This window comes from Enterobacter sp. HSTU-ASh6 (genome assembly GCF_026319105.1).
Classification (GTDB): domain Bacteria; phylum Pseudomonadota; class Gammaproteobacteria; order Enterobacterales; family Enterobacteriaceae; genus Enterobacter; species Enterobacter sichuanensis.
This window is the reverse complement of record NZ_WSPD01000001.1, coordinates 277593-293009: the sequence shown is the minus strand read 5'-3', so window position 1 is coordinate 293009 and position 15417 is coordinate 277593. Positions and strand designations below refer to the sequence as shown.

Genomic DNA, 15417 nt, shown 5'->3' with positions numbered 1-15417 from the left:
GGTCTTGTAGCGTAATTCAAGCATCAGTTTTGCCATGAAATGATGTCGTCCAGACCAGAGAGCAGGTCGGGAAAGTAACTTTCATCAATCTCGAAGGAATCGTCAAGGGTAACACTGTCAGCATGGTTTTCAGGCTTAAGTACCATACTAACTCCAACAGCACCGGCAAAATGTGCCTGATGAAACTTAAGCATAACCTGCTCGAATGCCGAGGTTAAACGAATATCCTTAGACTTTGTACCTGTCGTTAAGGCCTGATGGAAAGCATGTGCATCATTCCTGAATTGCTCTAACTGACCGACAAAAAACTCTGCAGCAAACTCTGTTTTTAAGACAGGGATTGAGAATTCAACCCATACCATAATACGGCTATATGCAGGCTCTTCGGGCTCAGTCAGCCTTTCATAAGGCGTTAATTTAAGGTGTCTGTCACCGCTTGTGATATCTATCATGCTCCCCCCTTACGGCATGTACTGAAAATGCATAATAGTCCAGTCAGCTTCCCTGACCAACACCTCTAGACGGTAAGACTTGTAAATATAAGTGCCTTTATTTTGCTTATCTTCCACAAGCTTATACATACGAGCCTCGTAACGGAAAAGCCCTGGCTTTTTGAGAGGGTCCGGCGTTCTTATGCCATAACGAATGGCCTTTTCCTGAATCTGTAAAGGCACATAACGACCTGGCGTCAGCATGTGTTTTGCCGATGACTCACTCATCCTGAGCGCGCGAGCTGTTAAACCCATTTTAAGACGGCCACGCAAGAGACTGATGGTAGCCTCACTAAGTCTCACCGTTACGGCGGTTTTGACACCACTCTCCAGTAACGCCTTGCCAGCCCGAAAAAGTCGAAATGCACCAAAAGCAATTAAAGCGAGGTCTGTTGGGTCAATCAGGGGGGCTTCTAATGGCGCTTCTTCCAGCCTGACAAACATGCCGTCTGCATCATAAATCTGCCATAAACCGGGAGCCTGAGCGACGGAATAACCAATACACATCCCGCTTTCGTCATCAACGATGGGTTTTGAGTTCAGTGGAGGATTGCGGGGGCGAAATTCGAAATATTCACCAGCAGGCAATATTGAATGGAAGGTATAAAAACGTCCTGGCTCGTCTGTAATTAATCCAATGCTCATTGTCATGATTTCCTTTTGGGCTAACCTTGTGGTCATCATAATTGACATTTTTACTTCGTTCTACTTTTCTCGTCTCTGATTTAATCGACTCAGAAGCTAACGCCTTGCCGGGATCGTTGTTCAACACCACCGGCACTGAAAGCGAGTTTCAGTACCGGCGGCGTTTGCTATTGTCGACGTGGGGGGTGGAATTATCGGACCTATCAACGGCGTGAATACCTCAATTTTCGTAATGCGACATCGCTATATTTGCGGTGATTGACTCTTATGATAATTAGCCATGTGAATTAAATAATCTTTCATAAACCCACTCCATTTGAGTTGAATTTAGTTAAGTTTCTTTTGCAATTTACGGTATTAAATTATAACGCAAGTGCATACTAATTATTGAAAAAACCGCTATCTGCGGGTTTTGTGGAGAGTCACATCCATTGAATCTGTTGCTGTCCTAACATAGACAGGTGCGGTGCCGCTGGCACTACTATCCCCGGCGATACGATAAAACGCTCGACTGTCTCTCTCGTCGTGAGCTCCGGCACGTTATCAGACTCACCGGCCATATACTCACCTTCACGCGATTCCTGCTCTTTTTTGGCTTTGGCATTTGCCGGGACTTTGGTCGCTTTCGGGTGCTGGAGCGCGCAGAGGTGCTTCTCTTTTGGCTTACGCTTGAGCTTCACCTTTTGCTTTTGCGGCTTCGGGTCGCCGACGTTGAATTGATCGGCGACCCGATTGTCATCGGCAACAACGGCGCAAAGCTGATTTTTCTCGGGACCATTTCCAACACCGCGCAGAGCCACAACGGCGACCTGTACGTCGAGATTCAACCTCACCATTCAGCACGCCTCCACGACGCGTACAGACGCGCGAAATAAATCATGTCACCACGTCTGGCGTGCAGTGCCATTCCCGTCTCGCCTGCCCGCTTGACAGTTCCGTTTTTATGCAAGTACACAAACGCGTCGGAGGTGGGTCAACTCTAGCGGGGCACGCAAAAAAATGCACCCTAATTGTGTAAACGATATGACAATGTAAAATATCAAATAAAAAATACAAAGAGTATTTTTAAACGAACACACTCTTTGTACGTTGTAACAGTTATTAAAAAGCCAACTATAAAACTTCAATTACATAAGCGACTAACTCCCCGCCATCCGTTTCGCTCGGATAAAAACGCAACCTCTTACCAACATGCATTGTTTTTCCTTTATCCTCCTCAATTATCTGCTTACATTGAAAGTAATACTCATTAATCTTTCTATCTGGGGAATCATCAACAGTTATGAAGCCGTGTTTCTTTTCAATGTCATACCATGAAACCTTACCTTCAATTTTCCCTGGAAAAGATGCCTGCTCGATCATATTATTACTAATTATCGCTTTCCTTGACGACCATCGACCGAGATCTCCTGAGCGTTCTTTGTATACTCTTTCATCATCATTCATTCGATGGGTTGGTATATCTTTTAATACGCAAAAAGAGAAATCAAAAGAATAAACAGTTGCTTTGCGGCCTGAACCTGGTTCATCAACATTGATTATATTATATTCTCTAGATCGACTTGTATATTTATAAAGAGGAACATTTGGGAATGAAAACTTGTAGGCCGACCGACTACGGCATACTTTTACAAGGCTTTCTAAAAATTCCTTTTCCTGATTCGACAAAGTGCCTTCATTATTAACAGCATGCCTCCGCAATGCTTCTATTACATTATTTTTTTCAACGCGCTTCGCATATGAGCCTTCTGAATATGCCGTATCCATACTCATATCAAAAATATGTATAAGTCGTCTCATATTCCCGTGAGACGCATATAAAATCATTTCAAGAGCATCACCGTAAATTGATTTATCATTAATTTCAAAAACATCCTCAGCCCTGAACGGCATTGAGTCATCACTTTTGGGATTAATGTAATTATTTATTATATCAATAGCTTTGGCTCGAAGTCTTTTATATCCAGCTTCATCCATAACACTATTTTCAAGCATGACCACATCGCCATATCTTGTTTCAGTTAGCATATCAGAGTATGAATTAGGGTAGACAGCTACTTTTGTACGTATAAATGAGGCCGTTCTAAACTGATTCATTAAAACCTCAAATAAACTACCTCTTCCTTCACCACCTTTGAAGAAACCCTTATCAAGAGCGCCAGCCTCATCAAGCAATAACAGTATTTTACCCTCTGCATCATTTAATAAATACTTATAACATTCTTCAATGTCTTTGATACCTGGGCTTGGTTTTTTCTTAAATTCTTGATAATGATTAGTTTTCCAATCAGTTGATGCCTCTATAAAATTGAACTTCAGAGATGCCTTGTTTTGCTTATCCAGTGAAACTTTGTTTAAATATTCATCACTGCTCAGCTCTGATATTTTTAACATCATCTCTGAATTTTTATGTCGCGCAATTAAACTTCGAGGGATCATTTTTAGATTCCCATGAATACTCACTAAATTTTTTGTCCCCTCCAAATGATGATGTATTGAAACCAACTCTTCCACTATTTTAACCACAATCTGCTTATATATTTCATCTGGATCTGATATGTGCTGGAAGTCATTTAGCTTTATCATGATTGGAAGGATTATTTCATCATCACCCTCCATCAGGGCAGGTAACAAAGCTGACAAATAAAATGCCTGATTGGCCCTCAGATACATTGTTTTCCCTGATCCCATTCGTCCTTTAATAATCGAATTCTCATAATCAAATGGAGTGGACAAACCAATCAGCGGATTAACAAAAAGATTTAGGAGGGTATTGATATCATATTCATCTGCATTTCGTGTTTTGAAAGGCCTAGCTGTAAATATTCTTTCCACTTTCAACGCTCCATTCCATGAAATACCAAGGGCAATTTGCTTGATGTTAATCGTATACGCTTAGTCGCATATTAGGCAATAATTAAATAATTTCCTACACTAGATAACATGATGTACATCACAGCCCTAAGCCGAGTTACGTACATGATTTACTTACAATGCGTAACTACTTCACTCCTCATCATTAACATATGTAAAACTTTAGCTATAAAAAATTATAGTAGTTCCACGACCCAACACCTAAGTCCCCCAGCATTTCGCCACGATATTGTTTTGTTGAATAGCCCAGCCATTCATCAGCTACTGTATAACGGAATTTTTTTCTCGCCATATGTCACCGTCGCACCTCTCGCCAGTACATCCAGTTCCCACCATTCCGGCGTAATGCCGTGCTGTGCGAGGTCAAACCGGATGCGTGATATCTGGTCCCGCTGCGATTTGGTCAAACGACCCGAAGGGGCGAGGTCGTCCTATTTTAATGGTGATCTGTTTCTTTGCTGTCTATTTTGAGGTTTAGCCCCCGCCTTTAGCGCGTCCCTGAGCACCTTCACGACGTCCGGGTCGTTCCAATCAACGACTCCAGCATCAATGCGGTTTAACACCACTTCGGATTGCTCAAACGGTGATGTAGGCATCATATCAGTGGAGTCTCCGTTGGTTGGTAATACACAGTTATTGACAGGACTCCGAGTAGCGGCAGAGCCGCTTTTTATGGCTTTTGGCTGCTAGTAATAAAACATGAAACTTTGTCTGACACGGCTTTCCCGTTAAGCCAGACATTAAAAAGGCCCCCTCAAGAGCCTCTTATATTCAATCAAGCCTGCACCGGCAAACTAAAACTCGAAATACTCCGTGAAAGCTGCTGCGCCTGCTCTTCCAGCGAGGCCGCTGCCGCGGCGGACTGCTGCACCAGCGCGGCGTTCTGCTGGGTCACGCCGTCCATCTCGGTCACCGCCTGCCCGACCTGGCTAATCCCACGGCTCTGCTCTTCAGAGGCGACGGAGATCTGCTCCATCAGCGTATTCACTTTGTTCACCGACGAAATAATCGCGTCAATCACCGCACCTGAACGGCTGACCAGCTCCGCACCGTTTTTCACGCTGGAAACCGACTGGGCAATCAGGCTCTCAATGTCCTTGGCGGCCACCGCACTTTTCTGTGCAAGGGTGCGCACTTCACTGGCCACGACCGCAAAGCCGCGGCCCTGGGTGCCGGCGCGCGCCGCTTCAACCGCCGCGTTCAGCGCCAGGATGTTGGTCTGGAAGGCGATGCTGTTAATCACGCTGGTGATGTCTTCGATGCGCTTCGAGTTCGCGGCGATGGTATTCATCGTGTCGATGACTTCGCGGGTCACCGCTTCACCGGTGTGGGCATTTTTCACCGCGTCCTGTACCAGTTTTCCGGCCTGGAACACATTATCGGTGTTGTTCGCCACCGTCGCGCTCAGCTCTTCCATGCTGGCCGCCGTCTGGGTTAATGCGGAAGCCTGCTGCTCGGTGCGTGACGCCAGGTCAATATTCCCGGAGGCAATCTCCTGGGCTGCGTGCGTCACGGTATGGCTCGCATCGCGTACCTGAGCGATGGTTGACAGCAGTGCCTGACGCATCTGCTCCATCGAGCTCATCAGATGATCGATTTCGTTATGGGCGCTCCCCTTCACCGGCACCGGAATGTCCAGCTTACCTGCCGCAATCTGGCTGCAGTGCTCGCGCGCGAGGTTGACCGGCGCGAAGACAAAGCGCTTCATCAGCAGGCTAACGGCGATGATCACCACCACAAACAGGCTGGCGATTGCGGCAATGATCGCCAGGCCAGAGACGAAGTTACTGCTCGCATCTTCATTCAGGCTTTTGGCATATTTCTGGTGCACGGAAAGGACCTGGTCGAGAACGATCTCGTACTGGCGATCGAGGCGGGACACTTCCGGGATCAGTGCGTCAAATTTGGCGACATCGTGTGCCGCAGCGGCATCAATCAGCGGCGCCAGCCCCTGGTTGCGGTAGTTCTGCCAGGCATCCTGATAGGCTCTCACCAGCGGTGCTTCATCGCTCAGGCGCGGCGACGCCATAAAGGCCGAAAACGCATGGTCCGCTTTGGTCAGCGCCTCTTTCACGGAGGTCAGCTTTGCTGCCCCGTCCGCTGCGTTGCCCGCTTCCACCATCTTCACATACTCCATCACCCGAACGCGCAACGTACGGCTGTGGTTAATGGGGTCAATAATGGACAGCACCACCTGGATCTCTTTATTGACGTTATCCAGGGAATAATTACTTTTAATGATGAGGCCAACGCTGGTGACAGTGCTGACAACAAAGAAGAAAAGCAGCGAGAACAGGACAATCAGGGACGACTTTTTCAACGACATAAACCAATACCTCAAGGAGAATTATTCCTTATGGTTATCGGCGCTTCCAAAACTTAAATTAATTAAAGTTATTGATGTATCGGTCCGGGCTAATCTGCTGACTTATAGCGCCGCTGCAGGGTGGCAGCCAGCTTGCGTTGCAACGGTTCCGGGGTCTCGCCTTCAATCAATTTGCTAATCAAATCAAAGCAGTGCCACGCCAGCTGCCGGTTATCCTGGCGAATGGTATCCACGGGGATCGTCAGTGAATCATAGAGATAGTGATCGTCAAAACTGGCTAACCTGATATCGCTTTGCAACAGATTATGTTGACCCATATAGCGCAACACCCCTTCCAGAAGCCCGCAGGCGGCAGCGAACAACGCTTTCGGCGGACGTCCCAGCCGGGCGCAGAGTTCGGCAAACATCTCGTAACCGGAGCTCGGGTGATAGTTGCCGTGAATGATCCACTCCGGACGCAGTTCCACACCGGCATCACGCAGACCTTGTTTGAACCCTTCCAGGCGGTCGCGCGTCGGGGATAAGCGGGGCTGGCCGCCAAGGAAGTAGAACTCATCCGGATGCTGACGCGCAATATCCGCCACCAGTTCCGTCGTCGGGGTAATAGAGTCGGTGATCACCAGCGGCAGCGCGCTGTCGTTGATGTGGCGGTCAAACAGGACCACCGGCAGCTGCTCGCTCAGCTTATGGTAGTCCGCGTCGTTAAGCATGCTGGAGGCCACGATCAGCCCGTCCACCTGCCGCGCCACCATGTTGTTCACCACCACCGTCTCCTGCCCCGGGTTTTCATCGCTGCAGGAGATCAGCAGTTGAACGCCCGCCTCGCGGCACAGCGTTTCCAGCTCGTGAGAAAAGACGGCAAAACCGTAGTTGGTGATCTCCGGAACCACCAGACCAATGGTGTGGCTGCGGTTATCCCGCAGCGAACGGGCGTGAATGCTGGGCTGATAGTGGTGCTCTTTTGCAATCGCCAGCACGCGCTCGCGCGTCTCTTCCGCCACGCGAAGCTCTTTGCTGCGACCGTTCAGGACCAGGCTGGCGGTGGCTTTGGACACCCCCGCCAGCTCCGCGATGTCTTTGATGGTGACGCGTTTTGTTTTTCTCACAACGACTTAGATCCGGCTGCCAAAACCCTCATTCTATCATGCAGGTGCGCAACGACCAGTAGCGTAATGTGATGTCGGACGCACCTTCGAATCGCACCCGGGCCGGATGGACAGGAAAATAGCGGTTGCTCATCACCCCTTCGCCGTGGTTGATGAAAATTTCAACGCTGGAGCGGTCGCACAGGACGCGTAAATGACGGACGTCGCCCTGCCAGTAGCGGGTCAGCGTTTCACCGGTTTCCAGGCTCGCGCGTTCCAGACGCAGGCCCTGCCCATCGACGCTGAGGCGCAGCGCGCCGGCAAAATCGACAATCACCTGCGAAGCGCCCAGCTCAAACTCCAGACGCGTCGCGTCGAGTGCGGGCGCGGCGCTGGCGCGCCCCTGCCAGTTGTGTTCATCTTCGCGCAACGCCGCCAGCTCACGCACCGGGATCTGCCAGAGCCTGCCGTCGCGATACTGTAATTCACGCGGACAGGTCATCTGGTGCATCCAGCCGTGCGCCCGCGTGGGCTGCAGCATCTCTTCCCCGTCCGGTACGCCCATCCAGCCGATCAGAATACGGCGACCGTCTTCCGCCAGCGTGGTTTGCGGGGCGTAGAACTCAAAGCCCGCATCCAGCTCGTGCAGCTCGCCGTGATCAAACCGGGCGTTGGAAGAGTCAAACGCTCCACTCATCCAGGTGGCCGGATAGGTGTTGAGGTAGCGATGCGGCTCGCGCGCCAGCCCCTGCGGGCAGCAGATCAGGACGTGCGTCCCGTCGAGGGCAAACAGGTCCGGGCACTCCCACATATACCCTGCATCCGACAGGCCGTTGACGCCGTGACCGGCGATCTCCCCGCAGGATTGCCAGGCGTGCAAATCAGCTGACTTAAACAGCAGCACCTTGCCGCGCTTTTGCACATCCTGTGCGCCAAGCACCATGTACCACAGCCCGTCGTGCTGCCACACCTTCGGGTCGCGCACGTGGCCGGTGTAGCCTTCCGGCAGCGCCAGCACCGGTCCCAGCTTCCTGAAGGTTCCATCCGGCTGTTCCACGGCCAGGCACTGCCAGGCCGTGCGGCTGCCGTCATCAAACTTGACATTGCCGGTGTAACACAGGGTCAATACGCCCGCGTTATTCACGGCGCTACCGGAGTAGCAGCCGTTGCGGTCATACTCTTCATCCGGCATGAGCGCCAGCGGCTCGTGCCGCCAGTGCACCAGGTCCGCAGAGCTCCAGTGCCCCCAGCACTTAAAGCGGTGCTCGCAGTCCATCGGGTTCCACTGATAAAACAGGTGGTAGCGGCCAGCAAACCAGATAAACCCGTTCGGGTCGTTCATTAGCCCTGTCACCGGCGCGGGGTGCCATTGCGGATAATGGCTGTCCGCGAGCGCCCGCGGCTGACCTTGCATAACGGCCTGCAGGATCGCAGGCCAGCGGGAAGGTAACGTCATTATTCAGAGTCCGTTTTATATTTCAGCAGCAGTGAGACGGTAAACGCCACGCCGAAGGCAATCACCATGCCGATAATATAGTTCAGCAGCGAGCTGGCCTGCACAATGGCCATGCCCGGAATGGCGGTCAACCCGACGGCGGTCATGTAGACATGCACCGACACCACCCAGGCACCGCCCACCGCGCCGCCAATCAACGCGGCGATAAACGGCTTAACGAAGCGCAGGTTGATACCAAAAATAGCCGCTTCGGTGATGCCGAGCATCGCAGAAAACGCCGACGGCAACGTAATGGCTTTAATTTTGGCATCTTTGGTTTTGAACCATACCGCCAGACAGGCACCGCCCTGCGCCACGTTCGCCATGGCCCAGATAGGCAGCAGGAAATTAACGCCAATCGATGGATTGCCCAGCAGCCCGGCTTCGATGGCGTGGAAGCTGTGGTGAATACCGGTGATCACAATCACCGAGTAAAGTCCGCCAAACAGCAGTCCCGCCAGCCAGCCCGCGTGGGCAATAAGGGTGCTGAGAATAAAGGAGATGCCGTCCCCCAGGGCGCGCCCTGCCGGACCGATAATCAGCAACGCGATAAAGCCGGAGATCACCACGGTGAGGAACGGCGTCAGGATCAGGTCTAAGGCGTCCGGAATCACGCGGCGCAGATTTTTCTCCACGATGCTCATAAACCAGACGGCCAGCAGCACCGGGAATACCGTGCCCTGATAGCCAATCATCGCGATCTCAAGGCCAAAGAAATTCATGGTGTGGAAACCCGACGCCACGCCCCAGGCGTTGGTCAGCGCCGGGTGGGTCAGAATGCCGCCAAGCGTTGCGCCAAGATACGGGTTACCGCCAAACTCACGCGCGGCAGTGAAGCCGATCAGAATAGGCAGAATGATAAACGCCGCGGAGCTGCACATGTCCAGCATGATGTAGAGGGCGTTATCCGCATTGACCCAGCCGTAGGTTTTCACCATCCCGAGCAGGCCCATCAACAGACCGGACGCCACAATCGCGGGAATGATCGGCACAAAGATGTTGGAGAGCAGACGGGCAATGCGCTGGAACGGGTTGAGCTTGCGCGCCGCCAGATCCGCGGCTTCAGATTTACTGGATTCGCTGATCCCCGCCGCCCGGATAAACGCGGCGTACACCTTGTTAACCACGCCCGTACCAAAAATCACCTGCATCTGCCCGGCGTTACGAAAACAGCCTTTTACGCCGTCGACCTTGCCAATAGCCTGCTGATCGGCAAGCGCGTCATCGACCAGCACCAGACGAAGACGCGTTGCGCAGTGTGCCGCGCTGGCGATGTTTTCTTTACCACCGAGCAGCGGAATAAGCGCGCGGGCGATATTATCAAAATCCATAGATACCTCTGCCTGACTTCATTTTTTATGATGTTTAAACCGCTCCCGCCAGGCGGGAGCGGGATGGGTTAAAACCAGGTTTCCATCTGGACCCCAAAGTTCCATTCCCCGCCGGCGTTGAAGCCGCTGCTGCCAAAAGCATCATCGCTGGCGTAATTGTCCAGTTTGCTGCTCCAGTCCATCCAGGTGGCAAACAGGCGCAGCTCAGGACGGCTAAAGAAGTCGCCGATCTTGCTCGCTTTTAACGTCGGTGCAAAGGTCAGCTTGTAGAAACTGCCGTTGACGGCGTTACGGTCCTTATAGCCTTGCGGATCTAAATCCATGTACTGATAGCTGCCCTCAAACGCCAGCGCGAAATTCTGCGTCACCTCTTTAATCAGACGGGTGTTGAGCGTTACCCACTCATAGCTATCGCCTTTGACGTAGCGATCTTTACTGCTTTGCGCCAGCACGGCAGGCGCAATGCTCCAGCCGCCACCGATCGGCGTGACACCGTAACTTGCAAAGCGCCAGGTATCCGCTTCAGACAGCAGGGCCCCGTCAGAGCCGATGCTTTTCACCTCCGCACCCAGCCCGTGACCATACAGCAGCGCCGTTTTGGCCGTCCCTTCACGCAGGCCATAGAAGCTCTCATTATGTAATCCCACCAGGGCATGCACGCCGGTATTGGCGGCGTCCGTCTTTATAAGATCGCCGTTGGTGTCTTTGCGGTCATCGTTATCTTTCGCCCGCAAGCCGCTCACCATCAGCTGGAACGGGCCGGCGAAGTGGTTCATGCTGAGGATATAGTTCTGAACGTTGTTGTCGGTCTGCTCCACGCTGCCGAAGTTGCGGCCATAGATGGAGAAGTTGCTACGCAGCGAATCGTTCCATTTCACGTCGTAGACGCCGCCACCGGTACCGGCCAGGAACACCACGTCGGAATCCAGCCAGTGGATGTCAAAGTTGTCGCGGTCAAAGCGTTTACCCGCCCAGAAGGTACTGCCTTTCAGCGCGCCGGTAAAATCAGGCAGGTTGCCCAGCTCCGCGAAGGCCTGACGAATATTGAGATCGCTGGTATCGGCAGACCAGTCGTTATAGGTTCGCTGACCGTCGGCCAGCATCGCTTTGAAGCGCGTGGTCGCCCCGTTATCCAGGGTTTGTTTATGCTCCAGGTTCAGTTCAACGTAGGTATCGGCTTCGTTACCCAGACGCCCTACTGCACCGCCGGTTTCGCCGGCTGGCGTCAGGTAAGGACCGCTTTTGCTGCTGGAGGCGGCATCGTTCATCAGCAGGCCTGAACGGGCATAGCCGTGAAACTCAAATCCGCCGCTTTGATCCGCCTTCTTCTCCAGCGCGGTGGTGCGCTGCGCCACCTCCTGGGTTGTCGTTTGCGCCTGCTGCTGAGCGGCCACCAGCTGCTGTGTTTTTTGTTCTGCCGCCGTGGCGCGTTTCTCCGCCACCTGGGCACGCGTTTCCGCGTCCTGGAGGCGCTGCTCCATTGCGGCAAGGCGCGCTTCGATACTGGATATATCAGTCTGGGCAAAAACAGAGGTACTGCCGGCCAGCATGCCTATCATCACGGCAAGTCTGCGTTTTTTATACATTTTGTCGCATCCCTAAAAGAAGTCATTAAACGTGCTAAATTGCTAAACCGGTTTAGGTTGCTGATACTAAACCTGTGAATTTTGGATCGGCAATCTTTTTTGCTAAACCGATTTAGTAAGTGTGATCGAGGCGACAATTCAGGCCGCCGACTGGCGGCCAGTGAAGGGAGGAATTATAGCTCGTGCTGCCAGGGCAATGCGGTCATTGCCCCTTTGGCGGTAGTGGCTAACGCGCCGCAGCGCTGGGCCAGGGCGATAACCGGCGTCAGGTCCTGCCCGGCGGCCAGGCCGTAGAGCAGGCCCGCCACGAAGGCGTCGCCCGCGCCGGTGGTATCGACGCACTGAACGGGCGTAGCCGGATAGTGTTTTACGCTACCTTCATGCCAGGCCGTCACGCCCGCTTTACCCTGGGTGATCAGCACCAACCGCGCCGGGCAGCGCTGCATTAGCGCCTCCAGACCGGCGTTTACCTGCGCACAGCCGGTGAAAAAGGCCAGCTCTTCGACCGAGAGTTTTACCACGTCGGCGCGTTGCAGGGCTTGCTCCAGGCAGCCATGCAGGGCGTTCTCATCCGGCCAGAGATCCGGGCGAATATTGGGGTCGAAACTGACGTAACCGCCCGCCTCGCGGATGGCGGCCATTGCCTGAAACGTCGCAGTACGGCTCGGCTCTGCGCTGAGCGCGATGGAACAAACGTGCAGCCACTCCCCGGCGCTGAACGTGGGCAGATCGGCGGGTTCCAGAAACAGATCGGCGCTCGGGCGCACCATGAAGGTAAACGAACGCTCGCCGTGGTCGTCCAGATCGACCACCACCGTCGAGGTGCGGTGTGCCGGGTCAAGGCGCATCTGTCGCACATCGACCCGCTCCTTCGCCAGCGTCTGATACATAAAACGCCCGAAAGGATCGTCGCCAACCCGGCCGATAAAGGCGCTCGGGCCGCCCAGTCGGGCAATCCCGACCGCAACGTTTGCCGGTGCCCCGCCGGGACATTGCAGTAGCCGGCCTTCTCCATCCGGCAGCAGATCCACCACTGCATCGCCAAGTACCCAGATTTTTTTCATGTGACCCTCTAAGCTAAACATTATTAAACCGTTTTAGCTATTTAAGCACAGGCCAGGCAAAGGGGAAATAACGGGAAGGAAATTTGGCTTAACGCATCAGATGCGGCCAGTGAATATCGCCGACGCCATTCAGCTGCGGACGGGCAAACAGAAAGCCCTGGAATCGGCGGATCCCGGCAGATTCTAGCCAGCACCACTCCTCTATCTTCTCGATCCCTTCGGCCACCAGGGTAATTTCAAGGTCGGAGCAACAGCTGATGATGGAGCGAACAATCGCCTGCTTCACGCCGCTGAGGTGGATATCGCTGACAATTTCCCGGTCGATTTTAATTTTATCCGGCTGAAAACGGGTCAGCAGAGAAAGACCGGCATAGCCGGAACCAAAATCATCGATCGCCAGGCCAACCCCCTCACCGCGAAGCTGCTTAATGGCGCTGTTGAACTGGTTGAACCCGGAGATCATCTCGTTCTCAGTGACTTCAATAACCACCTGCTCCGGCTGCAACCCGTGTTGTTTGATCTGATTGACCAGAAATTCAACGGCACCAGGCACATTCACCAGCGACATGGGCAGCAGGTTGACCGCAATTTTATGGCTGCCAATCCCCAGTTTTTCCGCCAGCGCAAAGGCATAGGCCTTTGTTTGCAGATCAACTTCGTAGATTTTGTCCGGGTCGAGGGTGCTGAAGAAATGCTCCGGGCTGCCGCCGTCATTGCCGCGTATCAGGGCTTCAAGGGAGCTGATCGTCCCTTCCGAGGGCTCGACAATGGGCTGAAGTGCAAACTGACAGGGCTGACCGGCAATCAGCCCCAGACTCTCGCCAAACGGTAGCACTTCGGGTGACAGCGTCCATTTTTCAGGGAGATAGCGTGCCCCAGACTCTGACGGACGCTTGCCGGTGATAAACGTCTGGATAAATTTGAACACCCGATCGTCAGAGGTCAGATAGCTGTCCAGCTTGCTGTAATGCAGAACCGACTGTAACACCTCTTTCGGCGACTGGGTTTGCAGATCAAACAACAGCATGCCGACATTTTCAAAACGTCTGCGCGGGCCATAGTCCCGCATCAGTTCAACCACCCCGCTGTGACGCGGGTCCTGACGAATGGTATGGAACAGCCTGACCACACTCTCTTCGGAACCTTCGAGAATTTGCAGGACATCGCTCCCTTTAGACAGGAGTACACCGGTAATATTCAGCTTTGCGTTGCGGCCCCTGGCGCGCTCGACCAGCTCCCGCAGTTCGGTGGACGGGTGAGATAAATTTAACTGGCTTCGGTAGATTAGCGTCGTCAGCACAAAAGGGGTTCCGATGAGAAAGGTGCCTTGAAGCTACTGTTTAACATACTTAATCAATGCGACCTAACATATTCACGCCACAAGAGGTGTGTTTGGATATCGAAAATGATAGTTCGTTAAAGTTACCTGGCTTTGTCTGGTCTAAGGCAACGTAACTTACCGAAAACCTCGAGCCGGTTACTTTGCCAGGTATATACTCACCAGTGCCGGCAGGTTGAAGGGATAGAAAAAATTAAACTGTCGGCGATCGTGGCAACCGGCGAGTAATATGACACCCAACATGGTCGCTACCAGCGGTAATCGTTTCATCCCTGCCTCCTCAGAAAAGTCCGTCCAGCGCGTCCGCATTCGCCCGCTCGCTGTCTTCCCACTGTTGCTGGTCATCCATCCGCCACACCGTCCGCACCCACCCTTTTACTGGCGACACGAAGGTGCACTCATTCTTCGGTGCCTAGTTGTTAACTGTCGTGCAGCCGTCCGGGCCAGCGGCCCGCCGGACAGAGCCTCCCTACCAGTTACCATACGGATAGTTTTTTCCCTTGATGAATTCGAGTGTCTTTCCGTAATAAACATACCCGTCAGGATGTTTCGTGACTCCTTTGCATATCAGCATTTCATTTCCTGTCAGCGTGAACTGCCGGGCGGGATGCTGGAGCACAACAGGATCGCCGTTATCCTCCAGCCAGACCCGCACCGTTCCACCCGGTGCCAGTCCGATAATCATATTATCCCGGTAATACGTCTTTCCCGGCTTATAGGCATCAGGATAGGCTGTGAGCATCTGCTGCCATGTCTCCCGACTGAACCAGATCTCCGTTTCGTACGCCTTTTTATCGATAACCGAGTCCCAGCACACCGTCATCCTTACAGGCAGCGCCTTGCTGATATTAAAATTGGCTGAAAAACCACCCACGCGCTGGCTCCATGTCCCCACGCTACTCTGGCTCGGTTCTGTGGGATCCAGTCGCCGGAAAATACTTTCCCGGATATCCCCGTCCTCCAGATACACCATGGTCACCAGTGCCGGCAGGTTGACGGGATAGAAAAAATTAAACTGCCAGTGATCGTAAGGCAGTTTCTGCCCCCACTGCTCCACGCCGTCCCCTAACAAAGACTTCACACCCTCCCGGCGATCGTGGCAACCGGCGAGTAATACGAAACCCAACATGACCGCTACCAGCGGTAATCGTCTCATCCCTGCCTCCTCAGAAAAGTCCGTC

General features: G+C 52.9%; 12 protein-coding genes and 3 pseudogenes. 1 reads left to right on the top strand and 14 read right to left on the bottom strand.

What is annotated here, in order from left to right; genetic code table 11:
• Positions 1-23: 23 nt before the first annotated feature.
• The 3 genes and pseudogenes from GM298_RS01405 to GM298_RS01395 form a co-directional block, all read right to left on the bottom strand.
• Complete coding sequence (locus GM298_RS01405; protein ID WP_266153393.1) at positions 24-452, bottom strand: hypothetical protein; 429 nt, start codon at positions 450-452, stop codon at positions 24-26.
• Positions 453-461: 9 nt separating this feature from the next.
• Positions 462-1136, bottom strand: coding sequence for a hypothetical protein (locus tag GM298_RS01400; RefSeq protein ID WP_266153392.1), 675 nt, complete (start codon positions 1134-1136; stop codon positions 462-464).
• 521 nt (positions 1137-1657) lie between these two features.
• Positions 1658-1840: pseudogene (locus GM298_RS01395) on the bottom strand (phage late control D family protein); the annotation flags it as partial.
• Between GM298_RS01395 and GM298_RS23300 the strand changes: the two are divergent.
• Positions 1835-1957 (top strand): annotated as a pseudogene (locus GM298_RS23300) (hypothetical protein); the annotation flags it as partial. The pseudogenes GM298_RS01395 and GM298_RS23300 overlap by 6 nt on opposite strands.
• Positions 1958-2249: 292 nt before the next feature.
• On the opposite strand, the gene GM298_RS01390 reads toward GM298_RS23300, so the two are convergent.
• The 11 genes and pseudogenes from GM298_RS01390 to GM298_RS01340 all read right to left on the bottom strand — a co-directional run bounded on the left by GM298_RS01390 (position 2250) and on the right by GM298_RS01340 (position 15392).
• Positions 2250-3971: a hypothetical protein gene (locus tag GM298_RS01390; protein WP_266153390.1), complete on the bottom strand. Its 1722-nt coding sequence runs from the start codon at positions 3969-3971 to the stop codon at positions 2250-2252.
• A 205-nt stretch (positions 3972-4176) separates the two neighbouring features.
• Positions 4177-4696 (bottom strand): annotated as a pseudogene (locus GM298_RS01385) (hypothetical protein); the annotation flags it as partial.
• Positions 4697-4785: 89 nt separating this feature from the next.
• Positions 4786-6336, bottom strand: coding sequence for a methyl-accepting chemotaxis protein (locus tag GM298_RS01380; protein ID WP_266153389.1), 1551 nt, complete (start codon positions 6334-6336; stop codon positions 4786-4788).
• An 89-nt stretch (positions 6337-6425) separates the two neighbouring features.
• The gene (locus GM298_RS01375; RefSeq protein ID WP_222697661.1) at positions 6426-7442 is read right to left on the bottom strand and encodes a LacI family DNA-binding transcriptional regulator; all 1017 of its coding nucleotides are present in this window, start codon (positions 7440-7442) and stop codon (positions 6426-6428) included.
• 28 nt (positions 7443-7470) lie between these two features.
• Complete coding sequence (locus tag GM298_RS01370) at positions 7471-8877, bottom strand: sucrose-6-phosphate hydrolase (RefSeq protein ID WP_266153387.1); 1407 nt, start codon at positions 8875-8877, stop codon at positions 7471-7473.
• On the bottom strand, positions 8877-10247 hold the full coding sequence (locus tag GM298_RS01365; protein WP_045285762.1) for a sucrose-specific PTS transporter subunit IIBC: 1371 nt from the start codon (positions 10245-10247) through the stop codon (positions 8877-8879). Before GM298_RS01365 ends, GM298_RS01370 begins: the two co-directional genes overlap by 1 nt.
• A gap of 68 nt (positions 10248-10315) precedes the next feature.
• Positions 10316-11833 carry a carbohydrate porin gene (locus tag GM298_RS01360; RefSeq protein ID WP_266153386.1) on the bottom strand — a complete coding sequence of 506 codons (1518 nt, stop codon included), beginning with the start codon at positions 11831-11833 and terminating at the stop codon, positions 10316-10318.
• A 173-nt stretch (positions 11834-12006) separates the two neighbouring features.
• The gene (locus GM298_RS01355; RefSeq protein ID WP_266153385.1) at positions 12007-12897 is read right to left on the bottom strand and encodes an aminoimidazole riboside kinase; all 891 of its coding nucleotides are present in this window, start codon (positions 12895-12897) and stop codon (positions 12007-12009) included.
• A gap of 88 nt (positions 12898-12985) precedes the next feature.
• Positions 12986-14197, bottom strand: coding sequence for a diguanylate phosphodiesterase (locus GM298_RS01350; RefSeq protein ID WP_266153383.1), 1212 nt, complete (start codon positions 14195-14197; stop codon positions 12986-12988).
• Between the two features lie 177 nt (positions 14198-14374).
• Positions 14375-14506: a hypothetical protein gene (locus tag GM298_RS01345; RefSeq protein WP_266153382.1), complete on the bottom strand. Its 132-nt coding sequence runs from the start codon at positions 14504-14506 to the stop codon at positions 14375-14377.
• 199 nt (positions 14507-14705) lie between these two features.
• Positions 14706-15392, bottom strand: a complete 687-nt coding sequence (locus GM298_RS01340; RefSeq protein ID WP_266153381.1) for a DUF2931 family protein — start codon at positions 15390-15392, stop codon at positions 14706-14708.
• Positions 15393-15417 lie beyond the last annotated feature (25 nt).

What these genes read in the sequence shown, in the direction of transcription:
- GM298_RS01405 (WP_266153393.1), bottom strand. Translation starts at nt 452, where the DNA reads ATGATAGATATCACAAGCGGTGACAGACACCTTAAATTAACGCCTTAT.
- GM298_RS01400 (WP_266153392.1), bottom strand. Translation starts at nt 1,136, where the DNA reads ATGAGCATTGGATTAATTACAGACGAGCCAGGACGTTTTTATACCTTC.
- GM298_RS01380 (WP_266153389.1), bottom strand. Translation starts at nt 6,336, where the DNA reads ATGTCGTTGAAAAAGTCGTCCCTGATTGTCCTGTTCTCGCTGCTTTTC.
- GM298_RS01370 (WP_266153387.1), bottom strand. Translation starts at nt 8,877, where the DNA reads ATGACGTTACCTTCCCGCTGGCCTGCGATCCTGCAGGCCGTTATGCAA.
- GM298_RS01365 (WP_045285762.1), bottom strand. Translation starts at nt 10,247, where the DNA reads ATGGATTTTGATAATATCGCCCGCGCGCTTATTCCGCTGCTCGGTGGT.
- GM298_RS01360 (WP_266153386.1), bottom strand. Translation starts at nt 11,833, where the DNA reads ATGTATAAAAAACGCAGACTTGCCGTGATGATAGGCATGCTGGCCGGC.
- GM298_RS01355 (WP_266153385.1), bottom strand. Translation starts at nt 12,897, where the DNA reads ATGAAAAAAATCTGGGTACTTGGCGATGCAGTGGTGGATCTGCTGCCG.
- GM298_RS01345 (WP_266153382.1), bottom strand. Translation starts at nt 14,506, where the DNA reads ATGAAACGATTACCGCTGGTAGCGACCATGTTGGGTGTCATATTACTC.
- GM298_RS01340 (WP_266153381.1), bottom strand. Translation starts at nt 15,392, where the DNA reads ATGAGACGATTACCGCTGGTAGCGGTCATGTTGGGTTTCGTATTACTC.